General features: G+C 63.5%; 21 protein-coding genes. 9 read left to right on the top strand and 12 right to left on the bottom strand.

What is annotated here, in order from left to right; genetic code table 11:
- Positions 1 to 59: 59 nt before the first annotated feature.
- Entirely contained in the window at positions 60 to 2,183 is a 2,124-nt protein-coding gene (mtlD, locus tag REH59_RS20210) for a bifunctional mannitol-1-phosphate dehydrogenase/phosphatase (protein ID WP_014860969.1), read from the bottom strand.
- 396 nt (positions 2,184 to 2,579) lie between these two features.
- Between mtlD and REH59_RS20205 the strand changes: the two genes are divergently transcribed.
- Positions 2,580 to 2,876, top strand: coding sequence for a DUF3144 domain-containing protein (locus REH59_RS20205; protein ID WP_003247266.1), 297 nt, complete (start codon positions 2,580 to 2,582; stop codon positions 2,874 to 2,876).
- A gap of 19 nt (positions 2,877 to 2,895) precedes the next feature.
- On the opposite strand, the gene REH59_RS20200 is transcribed toward REH59_RS20205, so the two are convergent.
- Positions 2,896 to 3,789 (bottom strand): LysR family transcriptional regulator, encoded by an 894-nt coding sequence (locus tag REH59_RS20200; RefSeq protein WP_003247268.1) that lies wholly within the window; start codon positions 3,787 to 3,789, stop codon positions 2,896 to 2,898.
- Positions 3,790 to 3,936: 147 nt separating this feature from the next.
- Between REH59_RS20200 and REH59_RS20195 the strand changes: the two genes are divergently transcribed.
- The 4 genes from REH59_RS20195 (at position 3,937) to REH59_RS20180 (ending at position 9,131) form a co-directional block, all read left to right on the top strand.
- Complete coding sequence (locus REH59_RS20195) at positions 3,937 to 5,016, top strand: 4-oxalomesaconate tautomerase (RefSeq protein WP_003247270.1); 1,080 nt, start codon at positions 3,937 to 3,939, stop codon at positions 5,014 to 5,016.
- Positions 5,017 to 5,087: 71 nt separating this feature from the next.
- Positions 5,088 to 6,395 (top strand): dicarboxylate/amino acid:cation symporter, encoded by a 1,308-nt coding sequence (locus tag REH59_RS20190; RefSeq protein WP_004577439.1) that lies wholly within the window; start codon positions 5,088 to 5,090, stop codon positions 6,393 to 6,395.
- A gap of 114 nt (positions 6,396 to 6,509) precedes the next feature.
- The gene (locus REH59_RS20185) at positions 6,510 to 7,814 is read left to right on the top strand and encodes a CitMHS family transporter (RefSeq protein WP_047604551.1); all 1,305 of its coding nucleotides are present in this window, start codon (positions 6,510 to 6,512) and stop codon (positions 7,812 to 7,814) included.
- A gap of 63 nt (positions 7,815 to 7,877) precedes the next feature.
- Positions 7,878 to 9,131 (top strand): OprD family porin, encoded by a 1,254-nt coding sequence (locus tag REH59_RS20180; RefSeq protein WP_014860973.1) that lies wholly within the window; start codon positions 7,878 to 7,880, stop codon positions 9,129 to 9,131.
- Between the two features lie 52 nt (positions 9,132 to 9,183).
- Here the strand turns inward: REH59_RS20180 and REH59_RS20175 are convergent, their stop codons facing one another.
- Together REH59_RS20175 and soxR are read right to left on the bottom strand one after the other, a co-directional pair.
- Entirely contained in the window at positions 9,184 to 9,432 is a 249-nt protein-coding gene (locus REH59_RS20175; protein ID WP_014860974.1) for a CsbD family protein, read from the bottom strand.
- A gap of 146 nt (positions 9,433 to 9,578) precedes the next feature.
- A complete protein-coding gene (gene soxR / locus REH59_RS20170; RefSeq protein WP_003247276.1) occupies positions 9,579 to 10,034 on the bottom strand; it encodes a redox-sensitive transcriptional activator SoxR in 456 nt (151 codons plus the stop codon).
- Between the two features lie 84 nt (positions 10,035 to 10,118).
- Between soxR and REH59_RS20165 the strand changes: the two genes are divergently transcribed.
- Both REH59_RS20165 and REH59_RS20160 read left to right on the top strand, forming a co-directional pair.
- The gene (locus REH59_RS20165; protein WP_014860975.1) at positions 10,119 to 11,216 is read left to right on the top strand and encodes an efflux RND transporter periplasmic adaptor subunit; all 1,098 of its coding nucleotides are present in this window, start codon (positions 10,119 to 10,121) and stop codon (positions 11,214 to 11,216) included.
- Positions 11,213 to 14,296: a MexW/MexI family multidrug efflux RND transporter permease subunit gene (locus tag REH59_RS20160; protein ID WP_014860976.1), complete on the top strand. Its 3,084-nt coding sequence runs from the start codon at positions 11,213 to 11,215 to the stop codon at positions 14,294 to 14,296. The genes REH59_RS20165 and REH59_RS20160 overlap by 4 nt, the downstream gene beginning before the upstream one ends.
- A 115-nt stretch (positions 14,297 to 14,411) precedes the next feature.
- Here the strand turns inward: REH59_RS20160 and REH59_RS20155 are convergent, their stop codons facing one another.
- On the bottom strand, positions 14,412 to 15,149 hold the full coding sequence (locus REH59_RS20155; protein ID WP_014860977.1) for a GntR family transcriptional regulator: 738 nt from the start codon (positions 15,147 to 15,149) through the stop codon (positions 14,412 to 14,414).
- Between the two features lie 118 nt (positions 15,150 to 15,267).
- On the opposite strand from REH59_RS20155, the gene REH59_RS20150 reads away from it, so the two are divergent.
- Together REH59_RS20150 and REH59_RS20145 are read left to right on the top strand one after the other, a co-directional pair.
- Positions 15,268 to 16,623 (top strand): class-II fumarase/aspartase family protein, encoded by a 1,356-nt coding sequence (locus tag REH59_RS20150; protein ID WP_014860978.1) that lies wholly within the window; start codon positions 15,268 to 15,270, stop codon positions 16,621 to 16,623.
- Between the two features lie 69 nt (positions 16,624 to 16,692).
- Positions 16,693 to 17,994: a cation:dicarboxylate symporter family transporter gene (locus tag REH59_RS20145; RefSeq protein ID WP_014860979.1), complete on the top strand. Its 1,302-nt coding sequence runs from the start codon at positions 16,693 to 16,695 to the stop codon at positions 17,992 to 17,994.
- A gap of 121 nt (positions 17,995 to 18,115) precedes the next feature.
- Here the strand turns inward: REH59_RS20145 and REH59_RS20140 are convergent, their stop codons facing one another.
- The 7 genes from REH59_RS20140 to REH59_RS20110 all read right to left on the bottom strand — a co-directional run bounded on the left by REH59_RS20140 (position 18,116) and on the right by REH59_RS20110 (position 25,151).
- Positions 18,116 to 19,630, bottom strand: a complete 1,515-nt coding sequence (locus REH59_RS20140; protein ID WP_014860980.1) for a DHA2 family efflux MFS transporter permease subunit — start codon at positions 19,628 to 19,630, stop codon at positions 18,116 to 18,118.
- Positions 19,620 to 20,765 carry an HlyD family secretion protein gene (locus tag REH59_RS20135; protein WP_014860981.1) on the bottom strand — a complete coding sequence of 382 codons (1,146 nt, stop codon included), beginning with the start codon at positions 20,763 to 20,765 and terminating at the stop codon, positions 19,620 to 19,622. The genes REH59_RS20140 and REH59_RS20135 overlap by 11 nt, the downstream gene beginning before the upstream one ends.
- A 201-nt stretch (positions 20,766 to 20,966) precedes the next feature.
- Complete coding sequence (locus tag REH59_RS20130) at positions 20,967 to 22,385, bottom strand: efflux transporter outer membrane subunit (RefSeq protein WP_128573751.1); 1,419 nt, start codon at positions 22,383 to 22,385, stop codon at positions 20,967 to 20,969.
- A 103-nt stretch (positions 22,386 to 22,488) separates the two neighbouring features.
- Positions 22,489 to 23,199 (bottom strand): AraC family transcriptional regulator, encoded by a 711-nt coding sequence (locus REH59_RS20125; RefSeq protein WP_014860983.1) that lies wholly within the window; start codon positions 23,197 to 23,199, stop codon positions 22,489 to 22,491.
- Between the two features lie 169 nt (positions 23,200 to 23,368).
- Entirely contained in the window at positions 23,369 to 23,755 is a 387-nt protein-coding gene (locus REH59_RS20120; protein WP_128573752.1) for a cupin domain-containing protein, read from the bottom strand.
- 108 nt (positions 23,756 to 23,863) lie between these two features.
- Complete coding sequence (locus REH59_RS20115) at positions 23,864 to 24,688, bottom strand: AraC family transcriptional regulator (RefSeq protein ID WP_004577449.1); 825 nt, start codon at positions 24,686 to 24,688, stop codon at positions 23,864 to 23,866.
- A gap of 19 nt (positions 24,689 to 24,707) precedes the next feature.
- Entirely contained in the window at positions 24,708 to 25,151 is a 444-nt protein-coding gene (locus tag REH59_RS20110; RefSeq protein WP_003247287.1) for an acetyltransferase, read from the bottom strand.
- Positions 25,152 to 25,351 lie beyond the last annotated feature (200 nt).

Genomic DNA, 25,351 nt, shown 5'->3' with positions numbered 1-25,351 from the left:
CATGGCGCTGACCGGGACGCAGGCGCAACCCGCGCCCACGGTGTCCCGGCCAGGGCTGGTTATGAGCCTACAGCAACCGCGTGGCGCGAAGCTGGCTGTGGCAATTGGCGGAAGCCTTCACGGATGGCAGCGATCAGTTCCGCGTCCTTGACGGGGCACAACCCGGGGAACGGTTTGTTGGCATGGGTGAGCACGGCTTCGACGCTTTCCTGGTTATCCAGGTAAACCTGCCTGATTGCCTGGCTTTCCAGGTCCTTGCTGTTGCTGCAGTTCAGGGCGTGGTGAATGGCGAGCCCGGCGCCAAACGCCAGGGCCGGGGTTGCAATACCGTGCTTGCGGGCAAGGTCGATGCTGCTGAGGATGCGTTCGTTGCGTTGCAGCTTGCGCAAGGGGTCGCGGCCTACCCGGGCGCACGGGTCTTTGAACGAGGTTTTGCAGCGTTCGAGGAATGCCTCGGCAAAGCGGCTGACCACCTCGGCCATCTGTGGGTATTCGGCCACCAGTGCGGGCGCGACCTCCTGGCGAATCAGGCGCTCGGCCAACTCACTCACCCGCGCATCACCCATGCCCTGGCCGACCCAGGCATGGCCCAGCAGGCTGGCGTACCAGGCCACGATGGCGTGCGGGCCGTTCCACAGGCGGTTCTTGATGATCTGGATCTGGGCAATGTCTGGCACTGTCTTCACCTGGCGCAGGCGTTCGAGCAGATCGCTGCCGCGCTCCGCGTAAAGCGGCATGTCGGCTTCACTGTTGAACAGCACCAGATGCAGCTGGCTCATGGCGCTGCTGGACTGTGCAAAGGGCCTGAAGTGGCCGATCAGCCGTTCGTACTCCGGTAGCGGCGCTGAAGGTTTGCAGGTGCTTGCGGGCTCGTCTTCCAGGCTGTTCTGGAACATCTGCGACTTGATGCGCAGTTGCCGCACCAGTGCGTCATTGCCCAGTTTGGACACGATGCGGCTGACCACCGTTTCGGCGAAATGGGTCTTCTGCATAACCTGCTCGCTGATCGCAGGCGGGCACAGTAACGCCAGCTCGGCTTGCACATGACGCTGAACGAACGCCGCACCGCCAACCTTGTTCAGCACGATCAGCAGAGTCAGCTCGCGGCCTCGGCGCTCGAAGCGTTGCAGCAGGCCTTGGGCGATCACCCTGGCCTGGCTTCTGATGGCCTGCTCGGGCAGGCTCAGGCCGATGATTTCGGCAGTGGTGTACATGCTGATGACCGCGTCGTCATCGTCCATGTCGATCATGCGCACGTTGTCGATGGTTTGGTCGAACGATATGGCACCGTAGCGCACGCTGTAGCGGCCGAAGGCGCTGACGCTTTCGCGCAGCATGCGCGAGCGGGTTGCGGCAATGATTTCACGCGGTCGGGTGTAGCCGTCCCAATGGGAAAATACCTGCGTCAGGTAACCGCCGCCGATGGCGCCGAAACCATGAATGCCCACGCTGAACTGGTTCATCGAGGCCGGGAACGGCTCACTCAATGCAGGCATGCCCAGGTCGGGTACGCACGCGCTCAGGTCGGCGAGAAATTCATGCATGCTGCGGTAGGCTTTGAGCGCGCCCGCCTTGATTTCCGGCGCAGGCGGCTTGATGTCCTCGATCAGGATCGCCTGCCCTTCGGCGCGCATCGCTGACAGCATGCCGTTTTCAGAGTCCTCGACCATGAAGCACTGGCCTGGCTCGCAATTGAGCGCGCGGGCGGCTTTCAGGAAAATCTCGGGGTGGGGTTTGCCTTGGCTGACTTCATCGCCACAAACGGTGATGTCGAAGTACTTCAGCACGTTGGCGTTGATCAGGTATTCCTCGGCGATGGCACGGCGGCTGGAGGTGGCCACTGCCATGGTCAGGCCCGACTTGCGCAGGCGCTCCAGCACCTCCAGCAGGCCGGCCTTGATCGGTACGCCGTGATTGCGCACGTACTCCAGCTCAAGTTCATCGGCGCGTTGGCGGATTTCGGCGTACGGGAAGTCGTCGCCGTTATGCGCCTTGGCAAGGGCTTCGGCCTTTTTTGCGCTCAGGCCCAGCGAGCCAATCAGGGTGTGCTCGCTCAGCGCTTTGCCGAAGATTTCCAGAGACGCTTGCTTGAGTGTCTTGAAGCGCAGGCGCTCGGTGTCGAAGAGGGTGCCATCCATATCGAAGATGGCGCTGAAGATGTGTTTACCGTGAAAGAAAAGCATTGGTTGTTGCCCCTTGTCGTTGCGTCAGGCATCCCGCCTGCAACAGGCGAGAACGGTGTGTGAGCTGCAGTGGAGGCAGTCAGGTCGGGGGCACACGTTCGACGGGGGGACGCTCAGGAGTGACGCAGAGGTAAGGCGGGGCGGAGCGGGGCGTGCAGAGGAGGTTGGCAACCGTTGAGGCGAGGTGGGTGGCGCGTTTGGCCTTGAGGTCACGCCCACTGGCTGCAGTCGGTTTTGCAGGCAGTGGGCGCAAATAGCGATGGATACGTGTGATTCCAAGCATGAGGTGCTTTGCTTCCTTTTCGTCATGGGTGATCCTTTTTCAGCCTTGCACGTATGCGCCGCGACATGCAAGGCTTGGCCTCCCGCTCGCATTGCGCAACAAGGTGAACCCCAATGACCCAAGCTACCGACCAGGCCTTTTACGATCGCGCCGATGCGCACATTGAACTGGCGAACCAGCAGATCGAAAAGTTCGAAGACCTGGGCAAGGTCAGCGCCTCGCTCACCTTCGGTGCCGCGCGCTTCAGCGCCTGGATGAGCGCCCGCAGCTTCAAGAGCGGCGCGGAGCTGGGTGCGGCACGGGAAGAGATTCTGAAGTACTTCTGTGATCAGTACCGGATGATGCTCGAGGACAACTTAGACGAGCATATCGAGCATTTTGACCAGTACATGCTGGGCAAGAACGACTAAGCCAGGCGCGCCGCTCCCCTCAGCGATTTGGCCATTTCTGCAGCAGGATCGAAACGAATTTCTCCGCAGCCGGCGACAGCGATGCGCCGCGCCGGTACACCAGCCCTAGCGTGCGGGTGACTTGCGGCTCGATCAACGGCACGCTCACCAGCGTGGGGTGGTCGGCATTGGGCATGGCCAGGCTGGGCATGGCCGACACGCCCAGCCCGGCTTCGACCATGCCCAGTGACGTGGACAGGTGTTGCACTTCGTAGAACCACTTGGGCCGCAGGTTGAGCCCGGACAACGCATGGTCCAGCAGCATGCGGTTGCCACTCAGGCGGCCGACGCCGATCAGGCGGTAATCAGCCAGCTCTGTCCAGGTAACGGAGGCGCGGTTCGCCAGTGGGTGGTCACGCCGGCAGGCCAGTACAAAGTGCTCCTGCACCAGCGAGACAAACTCGATGTCCGGGTGCTGGCCGCTCATCATGTTGATGCCGAAGTCGGCCTCGCCGCGCAGCACGGCTTCGAGCCCGTCGTTGGCGCTAAGGTCCAGCAGGCGAATGCGGATTTTCGGGTATTGCTCGTTGTAATCGCGGATTACCGACGGCAGGAAGTAGAACGCGGCGGTAGGGATGCAGGCGAGGGTAACCTGACCGGTCTGGCGCTCGGCCAGTTCGCGGATGCTGAGGATCGAGTCTTCAAAATCATCCAGCAGGCGCCTGGCCTTGGGCAGGAAGTCGCGGCCCACGCTGGTCAGGCTGACCCGGCGAGTGGTGCGTTCCAGTAGCGAGGTGCCCAGGCCTTCCTCCAGTTTCTTGATCCGCCGGCTCAGGGCCGGCTGGGACAGGTGAAGCGCTTCTGCGGCCTCATGAAAACTGCCAAGTTCGGCGATTTTCACGAAAGATCTGATGTCTTGCAGCTCATATTCCATAAGAAAACCTTCGACTGGCCTGGCGCTTTATTTATGTCTGAATCGCAATAATAGCTACGATATTTGCATTGGATTGATTTATCCATCCCTGTCACTCTTTTGCTCACAGCATCAATGATGTCCATTGATCAACAAGAGTGCGAAATCATGCAACGAATTCCTTGCGTACTCATGCGCGGCGGTACCTCCAAAGGGCCGTTCTTCCACGCCTGGGACCTGCCTGCCAATGTGGTCGAGCGCGACGAATTGCTGATCAACCTGATGGGCTCTGGCCATGAGCTGGAAATCGACGGCATCGGTGGCGGCAGCCCGCAGACCAGCAAGGTGGCGATCATCAGCCCGTCATTGCATGCCGACGCCGATGTCGACTACCTGTTCGTGCAGGTGATGGTCGCACAGCGCCGGGTCGATACGGCCCCCAACTGCGGCAACATGCTGTGTGCGGTTGGGCCGTTCGCCATCGAACAGGGGTTGGTAAAAGGCCAGGAAGGCAAGACCTTGGTGCGCATTCGCAACCTCAACACCGGCACCTTCGTCAATTCGCTGGTCGAAACGCCCGGCGGTATCGTGCGCTACGAAGGCCGCACGGCGATCGATGGGGTACCGGGCACTGCCGCCCCGGTGCACCTGACCTTCCTCGACGCGGTCGGCAGCAAGACCGGCAAGCTGTTCCCCACGGGCAAGGCCCAGGATGTGATTGATGGCGTGCCGGTGACCTGCATCGACATGGCCATGCCGATGATGGTGGTGGAGGCCAGCCAGTTGGGTGTCAGCGGCTCGGAAACCCCGGCTCAGCTGGACGCCAACAGCGCGCTGCTCGAACGCCTGGAAGCGTTGCGGCTGAAGGCCGGAAAGGCCATGGGCCTGGGCGATGTCAGTGGCATGGTCATCCCCAAGCCAGTGCTGGTGTCCAAGCCGCGCTACGACGGCACGCTGCAGGTTCGCTATTTCATGCCGCACAACTGCCATCGTGCCTTGGCGATCACGGGAGCGGTGGGGCTGGCGACTGCCTGCGTCAGCCCTGGCACCGTGATTGCCGACCTGTTGGGCGAAGGCGCGCAGCAACTGGCCGAGGTCCGCCTGGAGCACCCAAGTGGCGGCATCGATGTTGCGCTGACGCGCAGCGGTGCCGAGGGCCAGACGATCCAGGCTTCGGTGGTGCGAACCGCCCGGCGGCTCTTCTCAGGGTTCGTCTACGCCCCTACATTCCGCAGGTTGGCCGGGTAGCTCCAGGCACCGATTCAGACCTGCACATTCGTAACAAGCGCATCCGCACAATTTCAACAATGGGTGATGCCATGAGACTCGCCAAATCGCTGTATTTCCAGATTCTCTGCGCCGTCCTGCTGGGCGTGGTGGTCGGACACTTCTGGGCGCAACAGGCCGTGGCCCTCAAGCCGCTGGGTGATGCGTTCATCAAGCTGATCAAGATGATGATCGCGCCGGTGGTGTTCTGCACCATCGTAACCGGCATCGCCGGCATGACCGACAAGCGTTCCCTGGGGCGCTTGATGAGCAAGACCCTGCTGCTGTTCCTGGGCCTGACGGTGGTCAGCCTGGTGATCGGACTGGCGGCGGTTTACCTGTTCAAGCCAGGTGCCGGCATGAACATCGATCCTGCCACCCTGAGCACAGCGGGCCTGAGCCAGTACACCGCGTCGGCCGCCAAGCTGAGTGTGGTGGACTTTTTCATGCACATCATCCCGGACACCTTCATCGGTGCCTTCAACAAGGGTGAGGTCTTGCCGGTGCTGTTCATCGCCGTACTCAGCGGTTTCGCCCTCTCGTCGATGGGCGAAAAGGGCAAGCCGGTACTGGACGTGCTGGAGTCGGCCTCGACCATGGTGTTCCGCATCTTCGGCTACCTGATGCGCTTTGCCCCGGTCGGCGCTTTCGGCGCACTGGCATTCACCGTGGGCCAGTACGGGATTACGTCCCTTGGTGCGCTGGCCAAGCTGGTGGGGACGTTGTACATCGCCTGCGCCTTCTTCGTGCTGGTGGTGCTCGGTGGCATCTGCCGCGCCCATGGCTTCAGCCTGTGGAAGTTGCTGCGCTATTTCCGCGAAGAGTTCCTGGTGGTGCTGGGTACTTCCTCCACCGAGCCGGTGCTGCCGCGCATGCTCGAGAAACTCGAGAAGCTTGGGTGCAAGAAAGGCGTGGTTGGCCTGGTGCTGCCCACTGGCTACTCGTTCAACCTGGACGGTACTGCGATCTATCTGTCGTTGGCAGCCGTCTTCATCGCACAGGCCTGCAACATCGACCTGAGCCTGGGCCAGGTGGTCACCATGCTGGCGATCATGCTGCTGTCCTCCAAGGGCGCGGCAGGCGTCACCGGCAGCGGTTTCGTGGCCTTGGCCTCGACCCTTACCGTGATCCACGACATACCCCTGGCCGGCCTGGCCCTGTTGATTGGGGTCGACCGCTTCATGTCGGAAGCCCGTGCGCTGACGAGTCTTGCCAGCAACGCAGTGGCGACGGTGGTGGTTTCGTTGTCGGAAAACGCCTGTGACCGCCAGACGCTGCACAGCCGCCTGAACGGCGAGCCGGTGGTCAGCCCCGTTGCTGAAACAGCCGACTGGGTCGCCGAACCACACCGCCGCGGCTGAGCCCCGACACCCTCAGGCTTTTCACAGGCCCCCACCAGGCGTTGCCGGGTGGGGGTCAGGGGGCCGTCTGCGCTGCAGGTGGCCACATAGACAATAAAAACAAGAGAACAAACCATGCTCGCACTTCTGGGCCTGATCATGGTGGTGACCTTCACCTACCTGATCATGAGTAAACGCCTGTCCCCGATCGTCGCACTGACCATCGTGCCGATTGTTTTCGCCCTTATTGGCGGTTTTGCGCCAGACCTGGGCAAGATGATGCTCGATGGGCTGAAAATGGTCGCACCGTCTGCCGCGCTGCTGCTGTTCGCCATCCTGTTCTTCGGCCTGATGATCGACGCCGGCCTGTTCGACCCGCTGATCCGCAAGATTCTCAAGCGGGTGAATGGCGACCCAATCAAGATCGCTATCGGCACCGCTCTGCTGTCGCTGCTGGTGGCGCTGGACGGTGATGGCACCACGACTTACATGATTACCTGCGCTGCCATGCTGCCGCTGTACAAGCGCATCGGCATGAACCCGATGATCCTGGCGACCGTGTCGATGCTGTCATTGAGCATCATGAGCGGCATGAGCCCGTGGGGTGGTCCCGCCACCCGTGCCATTGCCGCGCTCGGTCTGGATGCGACCGAGTACTTCATTCCGATGTTGCCCACCGTCATCGGTGGGGCGGCATGGGTCGTGTTCACCGCCTACCTGCTGGGCCGTGCCGAGCGCCGGCGTATCGGCAATATTGCCCTGGAGTCCGGTGGCGGCAACTGCTACATCAAGGAAATCCTCGGCGACAACCCGCACAAGCGCCCGCGCCTTGCCTATGTGAACCTGGTGCTGGTGATCGCCGTGATGACCGCGCTAGTGCTGGGGCTGATGCACGCGGCCATCCTGTTCATGATCGGTTTCGTCGCCGCACTGATGATCAACTACCCGCAGCTGGACCTGCAGAAAGAGCGCATCCTCGCCCATTCGGGCAACGCCATGACCGTGGTGCTGCTGGTGTTCGCCGCGGGCATCTTTGCCGGTATTTTCTCGGGTACCAAGATGGTCGATGCATTGGCCCAGACGCTGGTGGACTGGATTCCGGAAGCGTGGAGCCACTGGTTCCCGCTGGTGGTGGCGCTGACCAGCATGCCGCTGACCTTCGTGCTGTCCAACGACGCGTACTACTTCGGCGTTGTGCCGATCCTGGCCAATGCCGCGGCCGCGTACGGCATCGACCCTGTAGAGATCGCCCGCGCTTCGGTGCTGGGGCAGCCGGTGCACCTGATGAGCCCATTGGTAGCCTCGACCCTGCTGCTGGTGGGCATGGTCGATCGCGACATCGGCGACTTCCAGAAAGCCACTGTGAAATGGGCGGTGCTCACCTCGCTGGTGATCACGGCGCTGGCACTGCTGACGGGCGCCTTGTCCTTCTTCGTCTGAACGCTTCTGGTGCTGCCAGGCGCAACGCCTGCTCATCCCTAAAACAACAATAGAGTACCGATCATGTCCCGAGCTGTGTTCCGTGGGGCCACCTGTGGCCTGCTGTGCGGCTGGCTGCCTGTTGCCGGCGCTTCCGGTTTTGTCGATGACAGCAAGCTCAAGCTGCAGTTGCGCAACGTGTATTTCAACGAGAATTTCCGTGACGAGCAGGGTATGAGCGCCCGCGCCGCCGCCACAGCCAAAAGCGAACGGGTGGAGTGGGCTCAAGGCTTTCTGCTCGATTACCAGTCCGGCTTCACCCAAGGCACCCTCGGCCTGGGGCTCGACGCCTTGGGCCTGGTCGGCGTCAAGCTCGACTCCGGCCGTGGGCGCAGCGGCACCGGGTTGCTGCCAGTGCATGACGATGGCCGCGCGGCCGACGAATTCGCCAGCGCCGGTATCACGACCAAAGCCCGCCTGGGCAGTACCGTGGTCAAGCATGGCACCTTGCTGCCCAAGACGCCGGTACTGGTGTACAACGATGCACGCCTGCTGCCGCAGACTTACCAGGGAACCCAGCTGACCAGCACCGACATCGACAACCTCACCCTTACCGCCGGCCACCTGGATCGCTTCAAACAGCGCGACTCATCCGATAGCACCGGGTTGTACCTGGACGGGTATGGCGGCCCAGCGTCTGGCGACTTCAGCTTCGCCGGTGCTGACTATGCCGTCAGCAAGCAACTGCGCCTGAGTTATTTCCATGGCGAGCTCGAGCATTTCTACCGGCAGGACTTCGCCGGGCTGGTGCATGACCTGCCGCTGGGCGGCGGCGTGCTGACCACCGACCTGCGTTACTTCAAAAGCCGCGACAGCGGTACGGCGTATGGCGGTGGCATCGACAACGACCTGTTCAGCGGCCAACTGTCGTACGCCCACTCCGGGCATACCGTCGGCGCAGGTTACCAGGTGCTCGATGGTGAAGCGGGGCTGCCGTATATCAGTGGGGCAACGGTCTATTCGTTCAGCAACGTCGGCATCGGCAAGTTCATCGAAGAGGAAGAGAAGACCTGGATGGCCAGCTACGCCTACAACTTCGCTGCCGCCGGGGTACCGGGGCTGACCTTCATGACGCGTTACCTGAGTGGCGACAATGGCCGCTCAGGTGACGAGGGCATCAAAGAATGGGAGCGTGACGCCGAGCTTGCCTACGTGGTGCAGGGCGGGCCGCTGAAAGGGCTGGGCGTAAAGCTGCGAAATTATGTGTATCGATCAGATTTCGCCCGGGGCCGAGACAGCAATCGCCTTTACCTGACCTACGATATCGCCATCTGGTGATGGCGCAGGCCGGACGAGATATCCGGCCCTGAACCGCCTGAGGCGCCGTGGCTCAGCGGCGCAGCAGGCGAGAGACCACCAGTGTGACGGCGGCGGTGATGGCCAGTGCGGCGAAGGGCTTTTCCTTGACGAACGAGGACACCGTGTCCAGGGTGTCGCCGTAGGACTTGGTCACCTGGCCTGCGGCCTGACGCGCATCGCCTTCGGCTTCCAGCGCCGGGTCTTCGACCAGGCGACCTACGGCGCTTTGCGCTTTGCCAGCCAGGTCCTCTGCTACACCTTCGATCTGTTCGCGTTTCATGATGGCTTAGTTCCTTCCTGTGAGCGGCTTTGGGTTAACAGCACAGGGTTAGGGCGGTGAATCGCCGCAATGGTTCAAAGCGACTGCTTGTCACCTGCAGGTGATGCGCGCCGGCAAAGGGTCGCACCTGGCATGAGCGCGCGAGGTTAGCGCGCCTTCTTTTCGAGGATCCGCGCCCCGGTCCCTTCCTTGCCCAGTACATCCTCGGGGTTGCGCAGTGGGCAGTCCTCCAGCGACAGGCAACCGCAGCCAATGCAGTTGTCGAGGCTGTCGCGCAGTGCTTCCAGTGTGCGAATGCGGGCATTCAGGTCCTCGCGCCAGGCGGTGGACATCTCGCTCCATTGTGCTGCCGTGAGCTTGCTGTTGGGGGCATAACGGCTGAAGGCCTGTTTGATTTCCTCAAGCGGAATTCCCGTGCGCTGGGCTACCTTGATGATCGCCAGGGTACGCAGCACCAGCGAGGGATAGCGGCGCTGGTTGCCTGCCGTGCGGACGCTGGCGATCAGCCCCTTGGTTTCGTAGAAGTGCAGCGCAGATACCGCCACGCCGCTGCGCTTGGCCACTTCACCCACTGTGAGCATCCGTGTGTTGTCCGCTGCCATGCCTGTTGACCTCAAGTAAAGTTGAGCTCTTATAGTCCTGCCCGATCTTCCCTGCAACCGCTTTCCCTGTGATCGGAGCTGTGCATGAACAAACGGACGTTACTGGCCTGGGCCGGCGCTGTTGCCGGTGCGCTGGCCGCTGCCTATGCGCTGGTGGGAAGCGGCTCGGCGCCACCCGCTGCGGCGGTGTGGCCGGCGACCAAGGTGGCGCTGGCCACGGCCGAGCAGGTGCAACTGGCGCGGCAGCGCTTTGCTTCGGGGGAGTTGGAGGCGTTCAACCAGGTGCAGGTGGCGGCCGAGATGCCAGGGCGTATTACCCGCATCGCCTTCGAGTCGGGGCAGACAGTCGCGGCCGGGCAGTTGCTGGTGCAGCTCAACGACGCGCCCGAGCAGGCCCTTCGCGTGCAGTTGCAGGCCAGGTTGCGTAACGCTGACGTGGTGCTGCAGCGCAGCCGCAAACTGCGCGCGATGAATGCCGTGTCGCAAGAGCTGCTGGACAACGCCGCCACGGCCGTGGACGTGGCCCGTGGTGAGCTGCAGCATGTCGAGGCGCTGATCGCGCAGAAGGCCATTCGTGCACCGTTTGCCGGCAAGCTCGGCATCCGCCGTGTGCATCAGGGCCAGTACCTGGGCGCTGGCGAGACCATCGTCAGCCTGGCCGACATCAGCCAGTTGCATGTGAACTTCGCCTTGGGCGAGCAGGCCGCCCCCGAAGTGCACGCCGGGCAAGTGCTGGCACTGACGGTGGATGCGGTGCGTGGGCAAGACTTCCAGGCGCGGGTGGTGGCGGTCGACCCGGTGGTCAGCACAGCACGCCTTGTGCAGGTACAGGCGGCCTTGCCGAACCCGCAAGGGCAGTTGCAGCCGGGTATGTACGCCGGCGTGCGGCTGGATGCTGCGCAGCCGTCGACCGTGCTGGCCGTGCCGGAAACCGCGATCACCTACACCGCCTATGGGCAGACGGTGTTTGTCGCGACCCAGGACCCGCAGCATGGCACCCGGGTGAGCCGGGTGCAGGTAACCACCGGTGAGCGCTGGCAGGGGCGGGTGGAAATCACCTCCGGCCTGACGCCCGGTGACCGTGTGGTGGTTTCCGGCCAGCTGAAACTGAGTGATGGCATGCCGGTCGAGCCAGTGGCGCAGGACAGCCTGCAGGCCAGCCAGGGAGGGCGGCAGTCGTGAGGTTTACCGACGTCTTCGTGCGCCGCCCGGTGCTGGCGCTGGTGGTCAGCAGCCTGATCATCCTGATGGGGCTGTTTGCCATGGGCAAGTTGCCGATCCGCCAGTACCCGTTGCTGGAAAGCTCGACCATTACCATCAGCACCGAGTACCCCGGTGCCTCCGCCGAGTTGATGCAGGGTTTCGTGACGCAGCCGATCACCCAGGCAGTGTCGTCGGTCGAAGGCATCGACTACCTGTCCTCGTCGTCGCAGCAGGGGCGCAGCCTGATCACCTTGCGCATGGTGCTCAACCGCGATTCGACCCAGGCGCTGGCCGAAACCATGGCCAAGGTCAACCAGGTGCGCTATCGCCTGCCGGAAAAAGCCTACGACCCAGTGGTGGAACTGTCGGCAGGTGACTCCACTGCCGTGGCCTATGTGGGGTTTGCCAGCGACAGCCTGTCGATACCGGAACTGAGCGATTACCTGTCGCGGGTGGTGGAACCGCAGTTCTCCGGTATCGACGGCGTGGCCAAGGTGCAGTCGTTCGGCGGGCAGCGCCTGGCCATGCGCCTGTGGCTGGACAGTGAGCAGATGGCCGGGCGCGGGGTGACGGCGGCGGACGTGGCGCAGGCGGTACGTGCCAACAACTACCAGGCAACGCCGGGCCAGGTGCGCGGGCAGTACGTGCTGGCCGATATCCAGGTGGACACCGACCTGACCCGGGTCGAAGACTTCCGTGAGCTGATCATCCGCAACGATGGCACCGACCTGGTGCGCCTGCGCGATATCGGCACCGTCGAGCTGAGTGCGGCGGCCACGCAGACCAGTGCCACCATGGACGGCAAACCTGCCGTGCACCTGGGGCTGTTCCCCACGCCCAGCGGCAACCCTCTGGTGATCGTCGAGGGTATTCGCCAACTGCTGCCACAGATCCAGCAGACCTTGCCGCCTGGCGTGAACGTGGCGCTGGCCTATGAAACCGCACGCTTCATCGATGCGTCGATCCATGAAGTGCTGCGCACCTTGGTGGAGGCGATGCTGATCGTGGTGTTGGTGATCTGGCTGTGCCTGGGTTCGCTGCGCAGCGTGCTGATCGCGGTGGTGGCCATTCCGCTGTCGATGCTGGGGGCCGCGGGCCTGATGTTGATGTTCGGTTTCAGCCTCAACCTGCTGACCTTGCTGGCGATGGTGCTGGCCATCGGCCTGGTGGTGGACGATGCCATTGTGGTGGTGGAAAACGTGCACCGGCATATCGAGGAGGGCAAGTCGCCGGTCGCGGCAGCATTGGCCGGGGCGCGGGAAATCGCCGGGCCGGTGATCGCCATGACCCTGACCCTGGCGGCGGTGTATGCGCCCATTGGCTTGATGGGCGGGCTGACCGGCACGCTGTTCCGTGAGTTTGCCTTGACCCTGGCGGGGGCGGTGATCGTGTCCGGCATTGTGGCGCTGACCTTGTCGCCGGTGATGAGCTCGCTGTTGCTGCAGCCCGGTCAGCAGCATGGCGCCATGGCCACTCTCGCCGATCGGTTGTTTGGTACGCTGAGCGGGGCCTATGGACGGGTGCTGGCCTACACTCTGGCACACCGCTGGATCAGTGGCGGCGTGGCGTTGCTGGTGTGCCTGAGCCTGCCCTGGCTGTACCTGCTGCCACAGCGCGAGCTGGCGCCGCCCGAGGACCAGGCGGCGGTGCTGACCGCCATCAAGTCGCCGCAGCATGCCAGCCTCGAATACGCAGAACGCTTTGCGCTGAAGCTCGACCAGGTGATGAAGTCCATTGCCGAAACCACCGACACCTGGATCATCAACGGCACCGACGGCCCGGCCGCCAGTTTCGGTGGCATCAACCTCAGCGCCTGGCAGGCGCGCGAGCGTTCCGCCGCACAGGTGCAGGCGCAGTTGCAGCAGGCCGTTGCGGATATCGAGGGCAGCAGCATCTTCGCCTTCCAGGTCGCGTCGCTGCCGGGCTCCAGCGGTGGCCTGCCGGTGCAGATGGTGCTGCGCAGCGCCCAGGATTACCCCGAGCTGTTCCAGACTATGGAAGTGCTCAAGCAACGCGCCCGCGACAGCGGCCTGTTCGCCGTGGTGGACAGTGACCTCGACTACAACAACCCGGTGGTCAAGGTACGCGTGGACCGGGCCAAGGCGGCGAGCCTGGGCATCAGCATGCAGGCCATTGGTGAGTCGCTGGGCGTACTGGTGGGCGAGCAGTACCTCAACCGCTTCGCCCTGTTCGGGCGTTCTTATGACGTGATCCCACAGAGTATCCAGGACCAACGCCTGACGCCTGCGGCGCTGAGCCGCCAGTATGTGCGCGCCGAAGATGGTAGCCTGGTGCCGCTAGCCACGTTGGTGCGCCTGGATATCGAAGTGGCACCCAACCGCCTGTTGCAGTTCGATCAGCAGAACGCCAGTACCCTGCAGGCGATCCCGGCCCTGGGTGTATCGATGGGCAATGCCGTGGCATTTCTGGAACAGCTCACCGCCGAGCTGCCACCGGGCTTCAGCCACGACTGGCAATCGGAATCGCGCCAGTATGTGCAGGAGGGCTTTGCCTTGATGTGGGCATTTCTCGCGGCCCTGGTGGTGATCTACCTGGTGCTGGCGGCGCAGTACGAAAGCCTGGTCGACCCCCTGATCATTCTGGTGACCGTGCCGCTGTCGATCTGCGGTGCGCTGCTGCCGCTGGCGCTGGGCTGGGCCACGCTGAACATCTACACACAGATTGGCCTGGTGACGCTGATCGGCCTGATCAGCAAGCACGGCATCCTGATGGTGGCGTTCGCCAACGAGATTCAGGTGCGCGACAACCTCGATCGTGCCGCCGCCATTGTTCGTGCGGCGCAAATACGCTTGCGGCCAGTGCTGATGACCACGGCGGCGATGACTTTTGGCGTGCTGCCACTGCTGTTTGCCAGCGGCGCCGGGGCCAACAGCCGCTTCGGGCTGGGGGTGGTGATTGTGTGCGGGATGCTGGTGGGCACCTTGTTTACCTTGTTCGTGCTACCGACCATCTATGCCTGGCTGGCGCGCGACCATCGGGTGACCACGGTGCGGGGGCAGCAGTTGATCGAAGCCGAAAGGCAATTGGGGGCGCTGTAGGAGCAGCCTTGTGCTGCGAAGAGGCCGGCATGGTCAACACATTTCTTTGGCAGTAATGGCCTCTTCGCAGCACAAGGCTGCTCCTACAGGGATTTGCGCGCGCCTTTGGGACGGATCAGGTGGGTGAGCGATCCCGGCGCATCTGGGTCACCAGGGTAAAGCGGTCATCCGGGTGCACGGTTTCGGAAACCGCCATCAGATCACCGTTTTCCTCGCGGTAATGGCGGATGATCTTCAACCCCGGTGAACCCGCTTCGGCCTTCAGCGCCCGGGCCATTTCTGCGGTCAGCAGCACTGCCCGCACCTGCTGGTCGACCACCGCGATCGCCCGGCCATAGTGCTGCTCAATCAACCCCGCAATCAGCTGGTCGGGGTGCTCGCGGGCCCGTTCGATGACCTCGGCATAGTCGCGCTGGGCGTACACATCGGTCCAGCACAGCGGCGAGGCATTGTGCAGGCGGTCGACGCGAATGCTCGACACGCAGAAGTAATGCTCGCCCGGTACCAGCCCCAGCCGCGCCGCTTCGCTCAGGTCGGCGACGAAATGGCGAACGTCCTGGATTTCCCGCTGCTGGGTTTCGGCCAGGTGGGCCAGGTCGGCCACGCTGGCCAGCGACTGCGAGTAGCCGCCGCGCGGGCTGCTGGCTTCTACCCGGGTGCCCACGCGCTTGCGCCGTGACACCAGCCCCTGGTTGAGCAGCTGGTCGATCGCGGCGCGCACCGTGTGCCGGCTCACATTGTAAAGGTCGCACAGCTCGAACTCGGTCGGCAGCAGGCTGCCCACCGGGTAGCGGCCGTTGGCGATGCCTTCCATCAAGTCCTTTGCCACGGTGGTGTAGCGCGTCGGGTTCATACCTTTGGTCTGTCTCGCAAATTTCATCGGTTGACAGTGTAACAGCGGCAGGGCAAGAATTATGTACGGACATAAACAATATGTCCGGTCAAAAAATAACATTTCAGGATCCCTGCCCATGTCCACCACCGTTTTCGATTCCACCCTGTTCCGTGACATGTTCGGCACCGCCGAAATGCGTGCGGTGTTCTCCGACAAATCGCTGATCGAGCGTTACATCGAAGTGGAAGTGGCCTTGGCCAAGGCCGAAGCCCGTTGCGGCGTCATCCCTGCCGAAGCCGCCGTGCAGATTGCCGAGCTGTCGCGCTATGAGGCGTTGGACCTGGCGCTGATGCAGCACGAAACCGAAATCGTCGGTTACCCGATCCTGCCGCTGGTCGAGCAGCTGTCGAAGTTGTGCGGTGAAGCGGGCCGCTACGTGCACTGGGGCGCCACCACCCAAGACATCATGGACACCGCCGTGGTCCTGCAGGTGCGTGCCGCCCTGGCCATCGTCGAGCGCGACATCCACGCCGTGCGCGGCCTGCTGGCCGAGCTGGCGCTGCGCTACCGCGACACGCCGATGGCCGGCCGCACCCACCTGCAGCATGCACTTCCTATCACCTTCGGCTACAAGTGCGCAGTGTGGCTGAGCATGTTCGACCGCCATGCCGAGCGCCTGGTCGAGCTGCGTCCAAGAGTGGAAGTGGGGCAGTTCGCCGGTGCCGCCGGTACCTTGGCCTCGCTGGGTGACAAGGGGCTGGAAGTACAAGCCGCGCTGATGGACGAACTGGGCCTGGGCGTGCCGCAAGCCACCTGGCACGTGGCCCGTGACGGCCTGGCCGAAACCCTGAACTTCCTCGGCCTGGTCACGGCCTCGCTGGGCAAGGTGGCGCTGGACATCATGATGATGATGACCAGCGAGCTGGGCGAAGCCTACGAGCCGTTCGTCAAGGGCCGTGGCGCCAGCAGCACCATGCCGCAGAAGCGCAACCCGATTTCCTGCGAGCTGATGTATGCCGCTGCCAAGGGCGTGCGCCAGCAGGCCGGGCTGATGCTCGACGCCATGATCCAGGACTTCGAGCGCTCCACCGGCCCGTGGCAGGCTGAATGGATCGCCATCCCCGAAGCGTTCGCGCTGACCGGTGCTTCGCTGGGCCAGGCGCGTTTCATGCTGGCCGGCCTGGACGTGCGCACCAAGCGCATGCGCAAGAACCTCGACATGACCCAAGGCCTGATCGTTGCCGAAGCGGTGATGATGGGCCTGGCCCCGGCGCTGGGCCGCCAGGTGGCCCACGACGTGGTCTATGCCGCCTGCCGCATGGCCAACGACCAGGGCATCAGCCTGCTGGAAGCGCTGAAGGCCCAGGGTGAGGCCACCGCGCATGTCGACCTCGCGACCCTTGAGCAACTGTGCGACCCGACCCATTACCTGGGCCTGGCGCCGCAGATGGTCGACCAGGCGCTGGCCCGCCCGGGCGCCGTCGCCCGCTGATCCGCTCGGGGCCCGGCTGCTGCTGGGCCCCGTCATCTGCTTTTCGACAAGAACAACGAGAATACAACCATGTCTTCCACTTCGAAAAAGCCGCTATACAAAGACCTGACGTTTCAGGTCATCGCTGCGATGCTGCTGGGCATCGCCTTCGGTTTCCTCGCCCCCGAACTCGCTGCCAAGTTCAAGATCCTCGGGGACATCTTTCTCAAACTGATCAAGACTGCCGTTGCGCCACTGGTGTTCTTCACCGTGGTACACGGCATTGCTTCGGCCGGTGACATCAAGCGTGTCGGCAAAGTGGGCTGGCGCGCACTGGTGTACTTCGAGCTGCTGTCCACCTTCGCGTTGGCCCTGGGCCTGCTGTGGGGCAACCTGATCAGTATCGGCTCTGGCATGCACGGCGCGCACGCCAGCAGTGCCGCCTCGGCTGCCGCCAGCGCCGCTGTCGCCAAAGGCCACGCGCCGGCGTCGACCATGGACTTCATCTACAACATCTTCCCCGACAACTTCGTCGGTGCCTTTGCCGGTGGCCAGTTGTTGCAGGTGCTGGTGATCGCCGTTTTGTTCGGCTTTGCCTTGCTGGCCTTGAAGCATGAACGCCGCGCGGTGATCGAGGATGGCCTGAACCGGGTGTCGGAGTGCTTCTTCGAGTTCATCAACCTGATCATGAAGTTCGCCCCGCTGGGTGCGTTCGGCTCGGTGGCTTACGCGGTGGGCAGCAACGGCTCGGCCGTGCTCATGTCGCTGGCTAATCTGGTGCTGATGTTCTACGTGGCGATCGCCTTCTTCCTGTTCGTGGTACTGGGCGCCGTGTGCCGGTTGTCCGGATTCAGCCTGTGGCGCTTTTTGAAGTACATCAAGGACGAGATCTTCATCGTGCTTGGCACTGCTTCGTCGGAGAGTGCACTGCCACGCTTGCTGCAAAAACTCGAACGCTTCGGCTGCTCGAAGCAGAGCGTGGGCCTGGTGCTGCCGACGGGGTATGCCTTCAACCTGGATGGCACCTCGATCTACATGTCGATGTGCGTGCTGTTCATTGCCAACGCCTACGGCGTGCCGCTGGGCTGGGAGCAGCAGCTGGGCATTCTGGCGATCATGCTGGTGACCTCCAAAGGCGCGGCGGCGGTGTCGGGGGGCAGCTTCGTGGTGTTTGCTGCGACGGTGACAGCTATCGGCGTGCTGCCGGTTGAAGGCCTGGCGCTGTTGTTTGGCGTGTACCGCTTCATGTCCATGGCCATGGCGACCTGCAACACCATTGGCAACAGCGTGGCGACGGTGGTGGTGGCGAAGTGGGCCGGGGAGTTTACCGAGCAGAACGCGCGTGAAGAATATTCGCGGGTGTTGGGCCGCGCGCCTGGTGCGGCACTTTAAGCGCATGCCCCTTGTAGGAGCAGCCTTGTGCTGCGAAGAGGCCATTACTGCCAAAGAAATGTGTTGGCCATGCCGGCCTCTTCGCAGCACAAGGCTGGTCCTACAGGGAGATGTGTCGGCATCACAATTGGTGTTTTGACCGTAACAGCAATGCCGCTACTGCACACCCGACCAACGCCAGGCACGCCAGGTAGAACGCATCACTGTAAGCCATCAGGTAAGCCTCCCGCCGAATGGTCGCCGCCAACCCCTCCAGCAGCTGCTGCTGGTGCGGCAACCAGCTCTGCACTGTCTGGTTGATGCGCTCTTGCATGCCAGGCTCGAACACTGTCACCTGCTCGTGAATACGCTCACTGTGAAAGCGCTCACGGGTGGCCACCAGTTGCGTCAACCCGGCCGTGCCGATGGCACCCCCCAGGTTGCGCAGCATTGAGAACACCGCCGAGGCTGAGCCGGCTTCACGCTTGTCCAGCCCGGCCACCGCCAGCACCGATAACGCAACCATGATGAAAGGCTGGCCAATACCGCGCACCACCGTGGACGGGATGATCACGTTATCGGCACTGTCGGCGCTCAGGCTAGCCCCCAGCCAGCAGCCCAGCGCCATGATCAAAAAGCCGCTGGCGACCATGAACTTGGCACTGGTCCAGCCCATCAGCCGGGGCATCAACGGCGCCAGCAGTAACTGCACCACGCCATAGGCGATCAGCGCCACGCCCACGTCGTGCGCGCTGAACCCCTGCAACTGCGACAGGTAGTTGGGTACCAGGAACACCAGGCCGAACGTGGCAGCGCCAAAGATGAACATCGCCACGCTGGCAACGCCGAAGTTGTAGTGCCCCAGCAAGCGCAGGTTGATGAACGCGCGCTGGCCGAACAGCTGGGTCACCACGAACACCACCAACGCAATGGCGGCGACCACGCTCATGCCGACAATGAGCGGCGAGCCGAACCAGTCCAGCCGGCCGCCTTCTTCCAGCACGATCTGCAAGCCGCCCAGGCCGATCACCATGGCCGCGATACCCAGCCAATCACCTTTGCGTAACAGTTCGAGCTTCATCGGCTTGGCTTCGATCGACCAGGCGATGGCCAGCAGCAGCGCAATGCCGGGGAAAAGTTGCAGATAGAAGATCCAGCGCCACGAATAGGCATCGGTCAGCCAGCCGCCAATCGACGGCCCGGCGGCCTGCGCCACGCTGTTGGCCAGGCTGAACAGTGCCATGCCCATGGCCATCTTGCTGGCCGGCAGTTCGGTGATGATCAGCTGGAACGACAGGGGAATCAGCACCGCGCCCGCAGCCCCCTGGATCACCCGGATTACAATCATCGCCTCCAGGTTGGGCGCCCATGAGCAGGCCACCGAGGCGATCAGAAAGATGAGCGAGCCGGTCCACATGACCCGGCGCAGCGAGAACACGTCCACCAACCAGGCCGTCAGCGGAATCATCACGATTTCCGCCACCAGGTAGGCGGTGGAGATCCATGAGCCTTCCTCGAAGCTGGCACCCAGCGAGCCGCGGATTTCCGGCAGTGCGGCGCTGGTGACATGCACGTTCATGCCCGCCATGAAGCAGCCGAACAGGCCGCCAAGCACCGCTACCCAGGCGCGCAGCGTGACCGTTTGCTCAGTGCGCATCGGCAACCTCTGCGGGGCGTGTGTCGACTGTACTGACCACTGACATGCCGGGCAGTACCTGCGGGCCGTCCAGCGGTTTGTCGAGCAAAATGCGCACCGGGAAACGCTGGACGATCTTGGTGAAGTTGCCGGTGGCGTTGTCCGACGGCAGCAAGGCGAAGACATTGCCCGAGGCTGGCGAAAAACTGGCCACATGGCCATGCAGTGGCTGGCTGGCAAAGCTGTCGACCCGTATTTCTACCGGTTGCCCGGGGCGCATGCGGGCCAGTTGGGTTTCCTTGTAGTTGGCCACCACATAGGCTTGCTGCAGGGGCACCACAGCCAGCAGCGGCTGGCCCGGCACCACGTACTGGCCGATGCGCACGCGGCGCTGGCCGACCACGCCAGTGATCGGCGCGTGGATCACGGTGTCCTGTTCGTCCTGCTCGGCGAGCTGCTGGTGGGCCTGGGCGCGTGCCAGGGCCGCTGCCCGTTGTTGCAGTTCGGCTTCGGCCTGGGCTGACCGGGCCTTGGCCATGGCCAGTTGTGAGCGTTGCTGGCGCAGCGCGGCCTGGGCACCTTGCAGCGCGGCTTGTGCCTGGCTGGCATGGGCACTGGCGGTTTCCAGGCGCTGCATGGTCGCTGCGTCGTCACGCACCAGGCCACGGTAGCGTTGGACATCCAGTTCACTGCGACGCTGTTCGGCGTTGGCGCTGCGCACGACGGCCTCGGCCTGCAGGATGGCTTGCTGTTGCTGGTCGATGCGCTCGGTCGCTACCTGTTGGCTGGCCTGGGCGGCGGCCAGTGCCGCCTGTGCCTCGGTCACACCAGCCCGGGCCTGGTCGAGGCGGGCGCGGTAGTCGCGGTTTTGCAGGCGCACCAGCACATCGCCGGCTTTCACCGGCTGGTCGTCAGCCACCTCGACCTCGGCTACGTAACCCGCCACGCGTGGGCTCAGCGCCACCCAGTCGGCGCGGACGTAGGCATCGTCGGTGGTTTCCAGATAGCGGCCGGTGCTGAACCAGTAGCTGGTGAAGGCCAGCAGGGTGATTGCGGCCAGGCTGCCGCTGGCGATGACTGCCAGGCGGCGACGGGTTTTAGCGCTCGGCCGCTGTTCAGTTTCGGCGGGTGAGGGTTTGTCTACGGCAACATTCATGGTTGGTTTCCAATCTCGAATTGGGCCTGCTGGCTGTCGGTTGTGGGAGCCACTGTCTTGCTCAATTTCTAAAAGCTGGCGCGTGTGGGAGCGGGCTTGCCCGCGAACACGGGCGAAGCCCGTGCCATCCACCGCGGTGTATTCTTCGCGGGTAAACCCGCTCCTACAGTGGGCGGTGCTCGCTGCTGGTCTTGCTTCTCGCTACCACCGCCCGCCCAGCGCGCGGAACAGGTTTACCTGCGCTTGCGCCAGGCGCCCTCGGGCTTCTGTGTGGCTGGCCCGCAGGCTGATCATTTCGCGCTCGCTGTCGAGCAGGGCCAGCCCGTCCACGGTGCCGGCACGGTAGTTACCCTGGGCCAGGGCAAAGCTATGCTGGCTGTGCGCCAGGGCTGCCTCCAGCGCCTGCAACCGTTGTCGCTCGCCGTCGTAGCGGGCCAGTGCCTGGCGCACGTCTTTCAGCGCGCTCAGCGCCACGCCGTGGTAGCGGGCGACTTGCGCCCGCTGCAATGCCTCGGCCTTGCTCACCCGTGCGCGGTTGGCCTGCAGGTTGGGAAATTCCCAGCGGATCAGCGGGCCAATGCCGAACATCACCGCGCGGCTGTCGCCGAGGTTGGCAAGGTGATGGTCCGAAGACGTCAACGAAGCGCCGAAGCTGACCTTTGGGTAAAGGTCAGCCCGCACGATGTCGGTCTCCAGGGTGGCCGCTTGCAGTTCCCGTTCGGCCTGGCGCACATCTGGCCGGCGTTCGAGCAAATGCCAGCCATCGCCAGCCGGCAGCGGCGCCGACAGCGTGGGGATGGCTACGCAGGTCGTGGCTTCGGCCACCGAGGCCTGGCCACTGAGCATGCTCAGTTCGTAAAGCGCCATCTGCCGCCGGGCTGAGAGCATCGGCAGTTGCGCACGCACCTGCTCCCGCAAGCCCAACAGGCGCTCGCTGTCGAGGGCAGTGGCCACTCCGGCCTGGCGCTGACGCTGGCTGAGTTGCACGCTGTGGTCGAGGGTTTGCAAGGCCTGCTTCGCTGCCTCCAGGCGAGCCGCGTAGGTGCACTGGTCGATGTAGGCGCGGGTGGTCTGGGCGACTACCTGCAGGCGTACCAGGTCTAGTGCCGCAGCGCTGGCTTCGGCTTGCACCCGGGCACGTTGGATGGCAGCGCGTACCTGGCCCCAGATATCCACCTGATAGGCCAGCTCGATGCCCGGGTTGAATTGCCATTGTGACGGCGCGTTGCTGTCGGTCGCCTCGGCCAGCGTCTGGTCATCGGCGCTTCTGCCATAGGTAGCGGCAACGCCCATCGCGGTAGACGGCCAGCGCCTGGCGTCGAACTCGCCGATGCCGGCCAGCATGGCCTGCACGTTGGCCTCGGCCTGTGCCAGGCCTTGGTTGTGCGCCAGGGCTTGCTGTACCCAGCGGTTGAGTTGGGGGTCTTGATACAGTGCCCACCAGCGTTCGGGCAGGGGCTGTTTGCTGACGCTGGCCGGCATGTTTGCCAGCGGGTCTGCCTGCAGCGCTGGAGGTGGTTCGGCAGGCGTGGGTTGGTGGCCGCACGCCGCGAGTGCAGCGAGCATGCCGAGGGCTGTGGCAAGCCGGGCAGGGCCGGGAAATGAGTGCAGTAAGGGCATCACGATTGTCGCTCAAGGGTCGTGATACGAGGTTAACGAGGGTTGCATGGGCGTCGCTGTCGCAAGCGGGACAACCCTGCGCGCAAGCGGGACAACCTGAGGCTCAGTGCTCGCGCGCGGTACCGTTTTGCCAATCACTCGGTGCATGGCCGAGGATGCGCTTGAACATGGCAGTAAAGGCGCTGGCGCTCTGGTAGCCGTGCTCCAGCGCAACGTTCAGGATCGGCTTGCCATCGGCCAGGCACTGCTGGCTGAGCATCACCCGGGCACGGGCGCGCCATTGGCCATACGACATGCCCACCTCGCGCTGGAACAGCCTGGCCACACTGCGGGCACTCATGTTCAGTTGTGCGCCGCATTGTTCCAGGGTCAGGTCCTGGGCCGGGTCCTGCAGGAAGCGCTCGCACCAGGCACGCAGGCGTGCGTGCTGCGGCGTCGGGACAAAGGCATCGATGCGCCGGGCGGCGGCGAGTTCGTACAGGATCAGCGCACGAGCATGCGCGCCGTCGCGCAGGTTCAGCACCCGTGACGCCGCCAGGATCAGTTCGCGCAGCAGGCCGGACACGACGATGACCTGGCAGCGTTCGATGTGGGCATCGAGCAGCAAGGTGCGCAGGTAGACCACGCCCTCCATGCGGATGGCATGGCTGACCCCCGCAGGCATCCACAAGGCATGCCCGCCGGGGATCACCCAGCTGCCGCCCTCGCTGCTGACCCGCATCACGCCGCTGGCGGCGTAAATCAGCTGGTCTTCGGCGTGGCAGTGGCTGGCCACTTCATCGCCGTGTCCGTAGTCCCTTTCCAGTGCTTGCATGCAGGTTACCCTCGTTATTGGATCCAATTATATCGAGGCGAACCTGTGCCGGGTTGCGAAGTGTGGGCGGCGAGCGAATTGCCATGGTTACAAATCGCAATAAGGCGATTGTTTATGGTTAATTATTGCTGTGAAGTTAGAGACCTCAGCTTGAAAGTGGTGAATGTTGTTAAATCCAGACATCGCTCTCTGCTGTGCGATCCCCCCCTTCATGACCGGTATTCAGAATGCCCCGCGGTTCGATCATCATCAGTTTCGCTTCGCCTTGCGCAGCGGTCCGGTGCTCGACGCCGCGTGGCACCACATAGAGTTCCCCAGCGTTCACATGCACGCAGCCATCCGGCAGGTCGATACGCAGGGTGCCTTCCAGCACCAGGAATGCTTCGTCGGTCTCCGGGTGCGCGTGCCAGATGAATTCGCCTTCGATGCGCACGACCTTGAACTGGTAATCGTTCATCTCGGCAACGACCCTGGGGCTCCATTGCCGTTCGATAAGCGCTGCCTTGTGGACCAGGTTCACTGGCAGGGAGGGATGTGGATGACGGGATTCAGGCATGACAGTTCCTCGGAAAGTGGAGTGGTCAGCCTATCGCTCCGGGCGAGTCCGGTTCTTGTACGATCCTGCACGCCTGCTCCCACGGGATACGCGGGCGACTGCGGTTTCTCAGCGTGACGCTCGCAAACGCTCCAGCCAGCGTAAGGGCGGTACGCCATAGCAGCGGGTGAAGTGCCGGGTCATGTGGCTCTGGTCATGAAAGCCTGCGGCAAGGGCTGCCTCGACCAAGGTGAAGCCGTCCAGGATCATTCGGCGAAAGCTGTCGAGGCGGCGCAGGGTGACAAAGCGATAGGGGCTGGTGCCGTACAGCGTGCGAAAGTCCCGCGACAGGCTCCAGCGTTCGCGGCCGCTGGCCTGTTCCAGCATGTCCAGTGTTATGCCCACATGCAGGTGCTCCATGATGAAGGCCCGGGCGCGTTCGGCTGCCTGGTAATCCAGGCGCTTGCGCCCACGCGGCTTGCCGCCGACGGCCCGCAAGGCGATCGCCAGGTCATACAGTGCGTCCTGTTCTTCCAATGGCTCCAGCGCGTGGTCCACTGCCTGCACGAACGCTTCGCTGGCGTGGTACAGGCGAGGGTCGCTGGACAGCCCGCCAGCGATGAAGGGCAAAGGCTGACCACCCAGCACGTTCTGGATCAGTGCCGGGTCGACGTAGGCCATGCGGTAGCGAAAGCCTGCGTCGGTGCCGGCCATGCCGTCATGCAGTTCGTCCGGGTGCAACACCAGCGTGTTGCCCGGTATGCCGTGGCGCAGCGAACCCTTGTAGTGGAAGCTTTGCACGCCGGCCAGCGTGCGGCCGATCGAATAGGTATCGTGGCGATGCGGGTCGTAGCCGTGGCTACCGAACCAGGCTTCGATACGCTCGATACCGCCCGGTTGGGCACTACGGATGACCCAGTCGGACGGCGGTAGGGGCTTCGCTTTACGGGCCATCGCGGTGAGTGCCTCCTGCTCACGCCCGGGTGGGCAAGCTCATGTGCAGCAAAGGGAACGGGCGACCTTCGCCATCCAGCGGTGAACGGCCGGTCTGGACGAAGCCATAGCGCTGGTAGAACGCTGTTGCCTGTGGGTTCTGCTCGTTGACATCGACACTCATCGCACTGCGTGACTGGCGGCCGAAATCCAGCAGTGCACGGCCAATGCCCTGGCGGTGGTGCGCTGGGTCGACGAAGAGCATTTCCACATGGTTTTCATTGAAGCCGATAAAGCCCAGTGGCTGGTCATCGGTGTCTACCGCAACCCACAGCTCGACGGCCGGGAAGTACACGTCGCGCAGCTGTGGCAACAGTGCGTCGATGTCGGAGGGTTGCAGGAAGTGGTGCGTCGCGCGAACAGCGCGCAGCCAGATGTCGAGCAGCTGCGGGTAGTCTGCAGCGATGCCTTGGCGAATGATCATGGTGTCATCCTGAGTGTATTGATGGCGGATGGGCGCGCCAGTGAGCGGCGGCCATGCAAGTGTCGGCATCATGAATGACCGCTTCGCGAGTCAACGCCTGGGCGGTGCACGGCAGGGGAGGCCGGAAGGGAAGAGCGCGGAAGATTACCCCGGTCGCGCAGTAGGGGGCAATGGCGATCGCATAGGTGCAGTGCAGGTTT

It is taken from the genome of Pseudomonas sp. BO3-4 (assembly GCF_034044115.1).
In the GTDB taxonomy this organism is placed as follows: Bacteria; Pseudomonadota; Gammaproteobacteria; order Pseudomonadales; family Pseudomonadaceae; genus Aquipseudomonas; species Aquipseudomonas alloputida.
The sequence above is the reverse complement of the archived record's forward strand: the minus strand, read 5'-3'. Positions and strand labels throughout refer to the sequence as shown.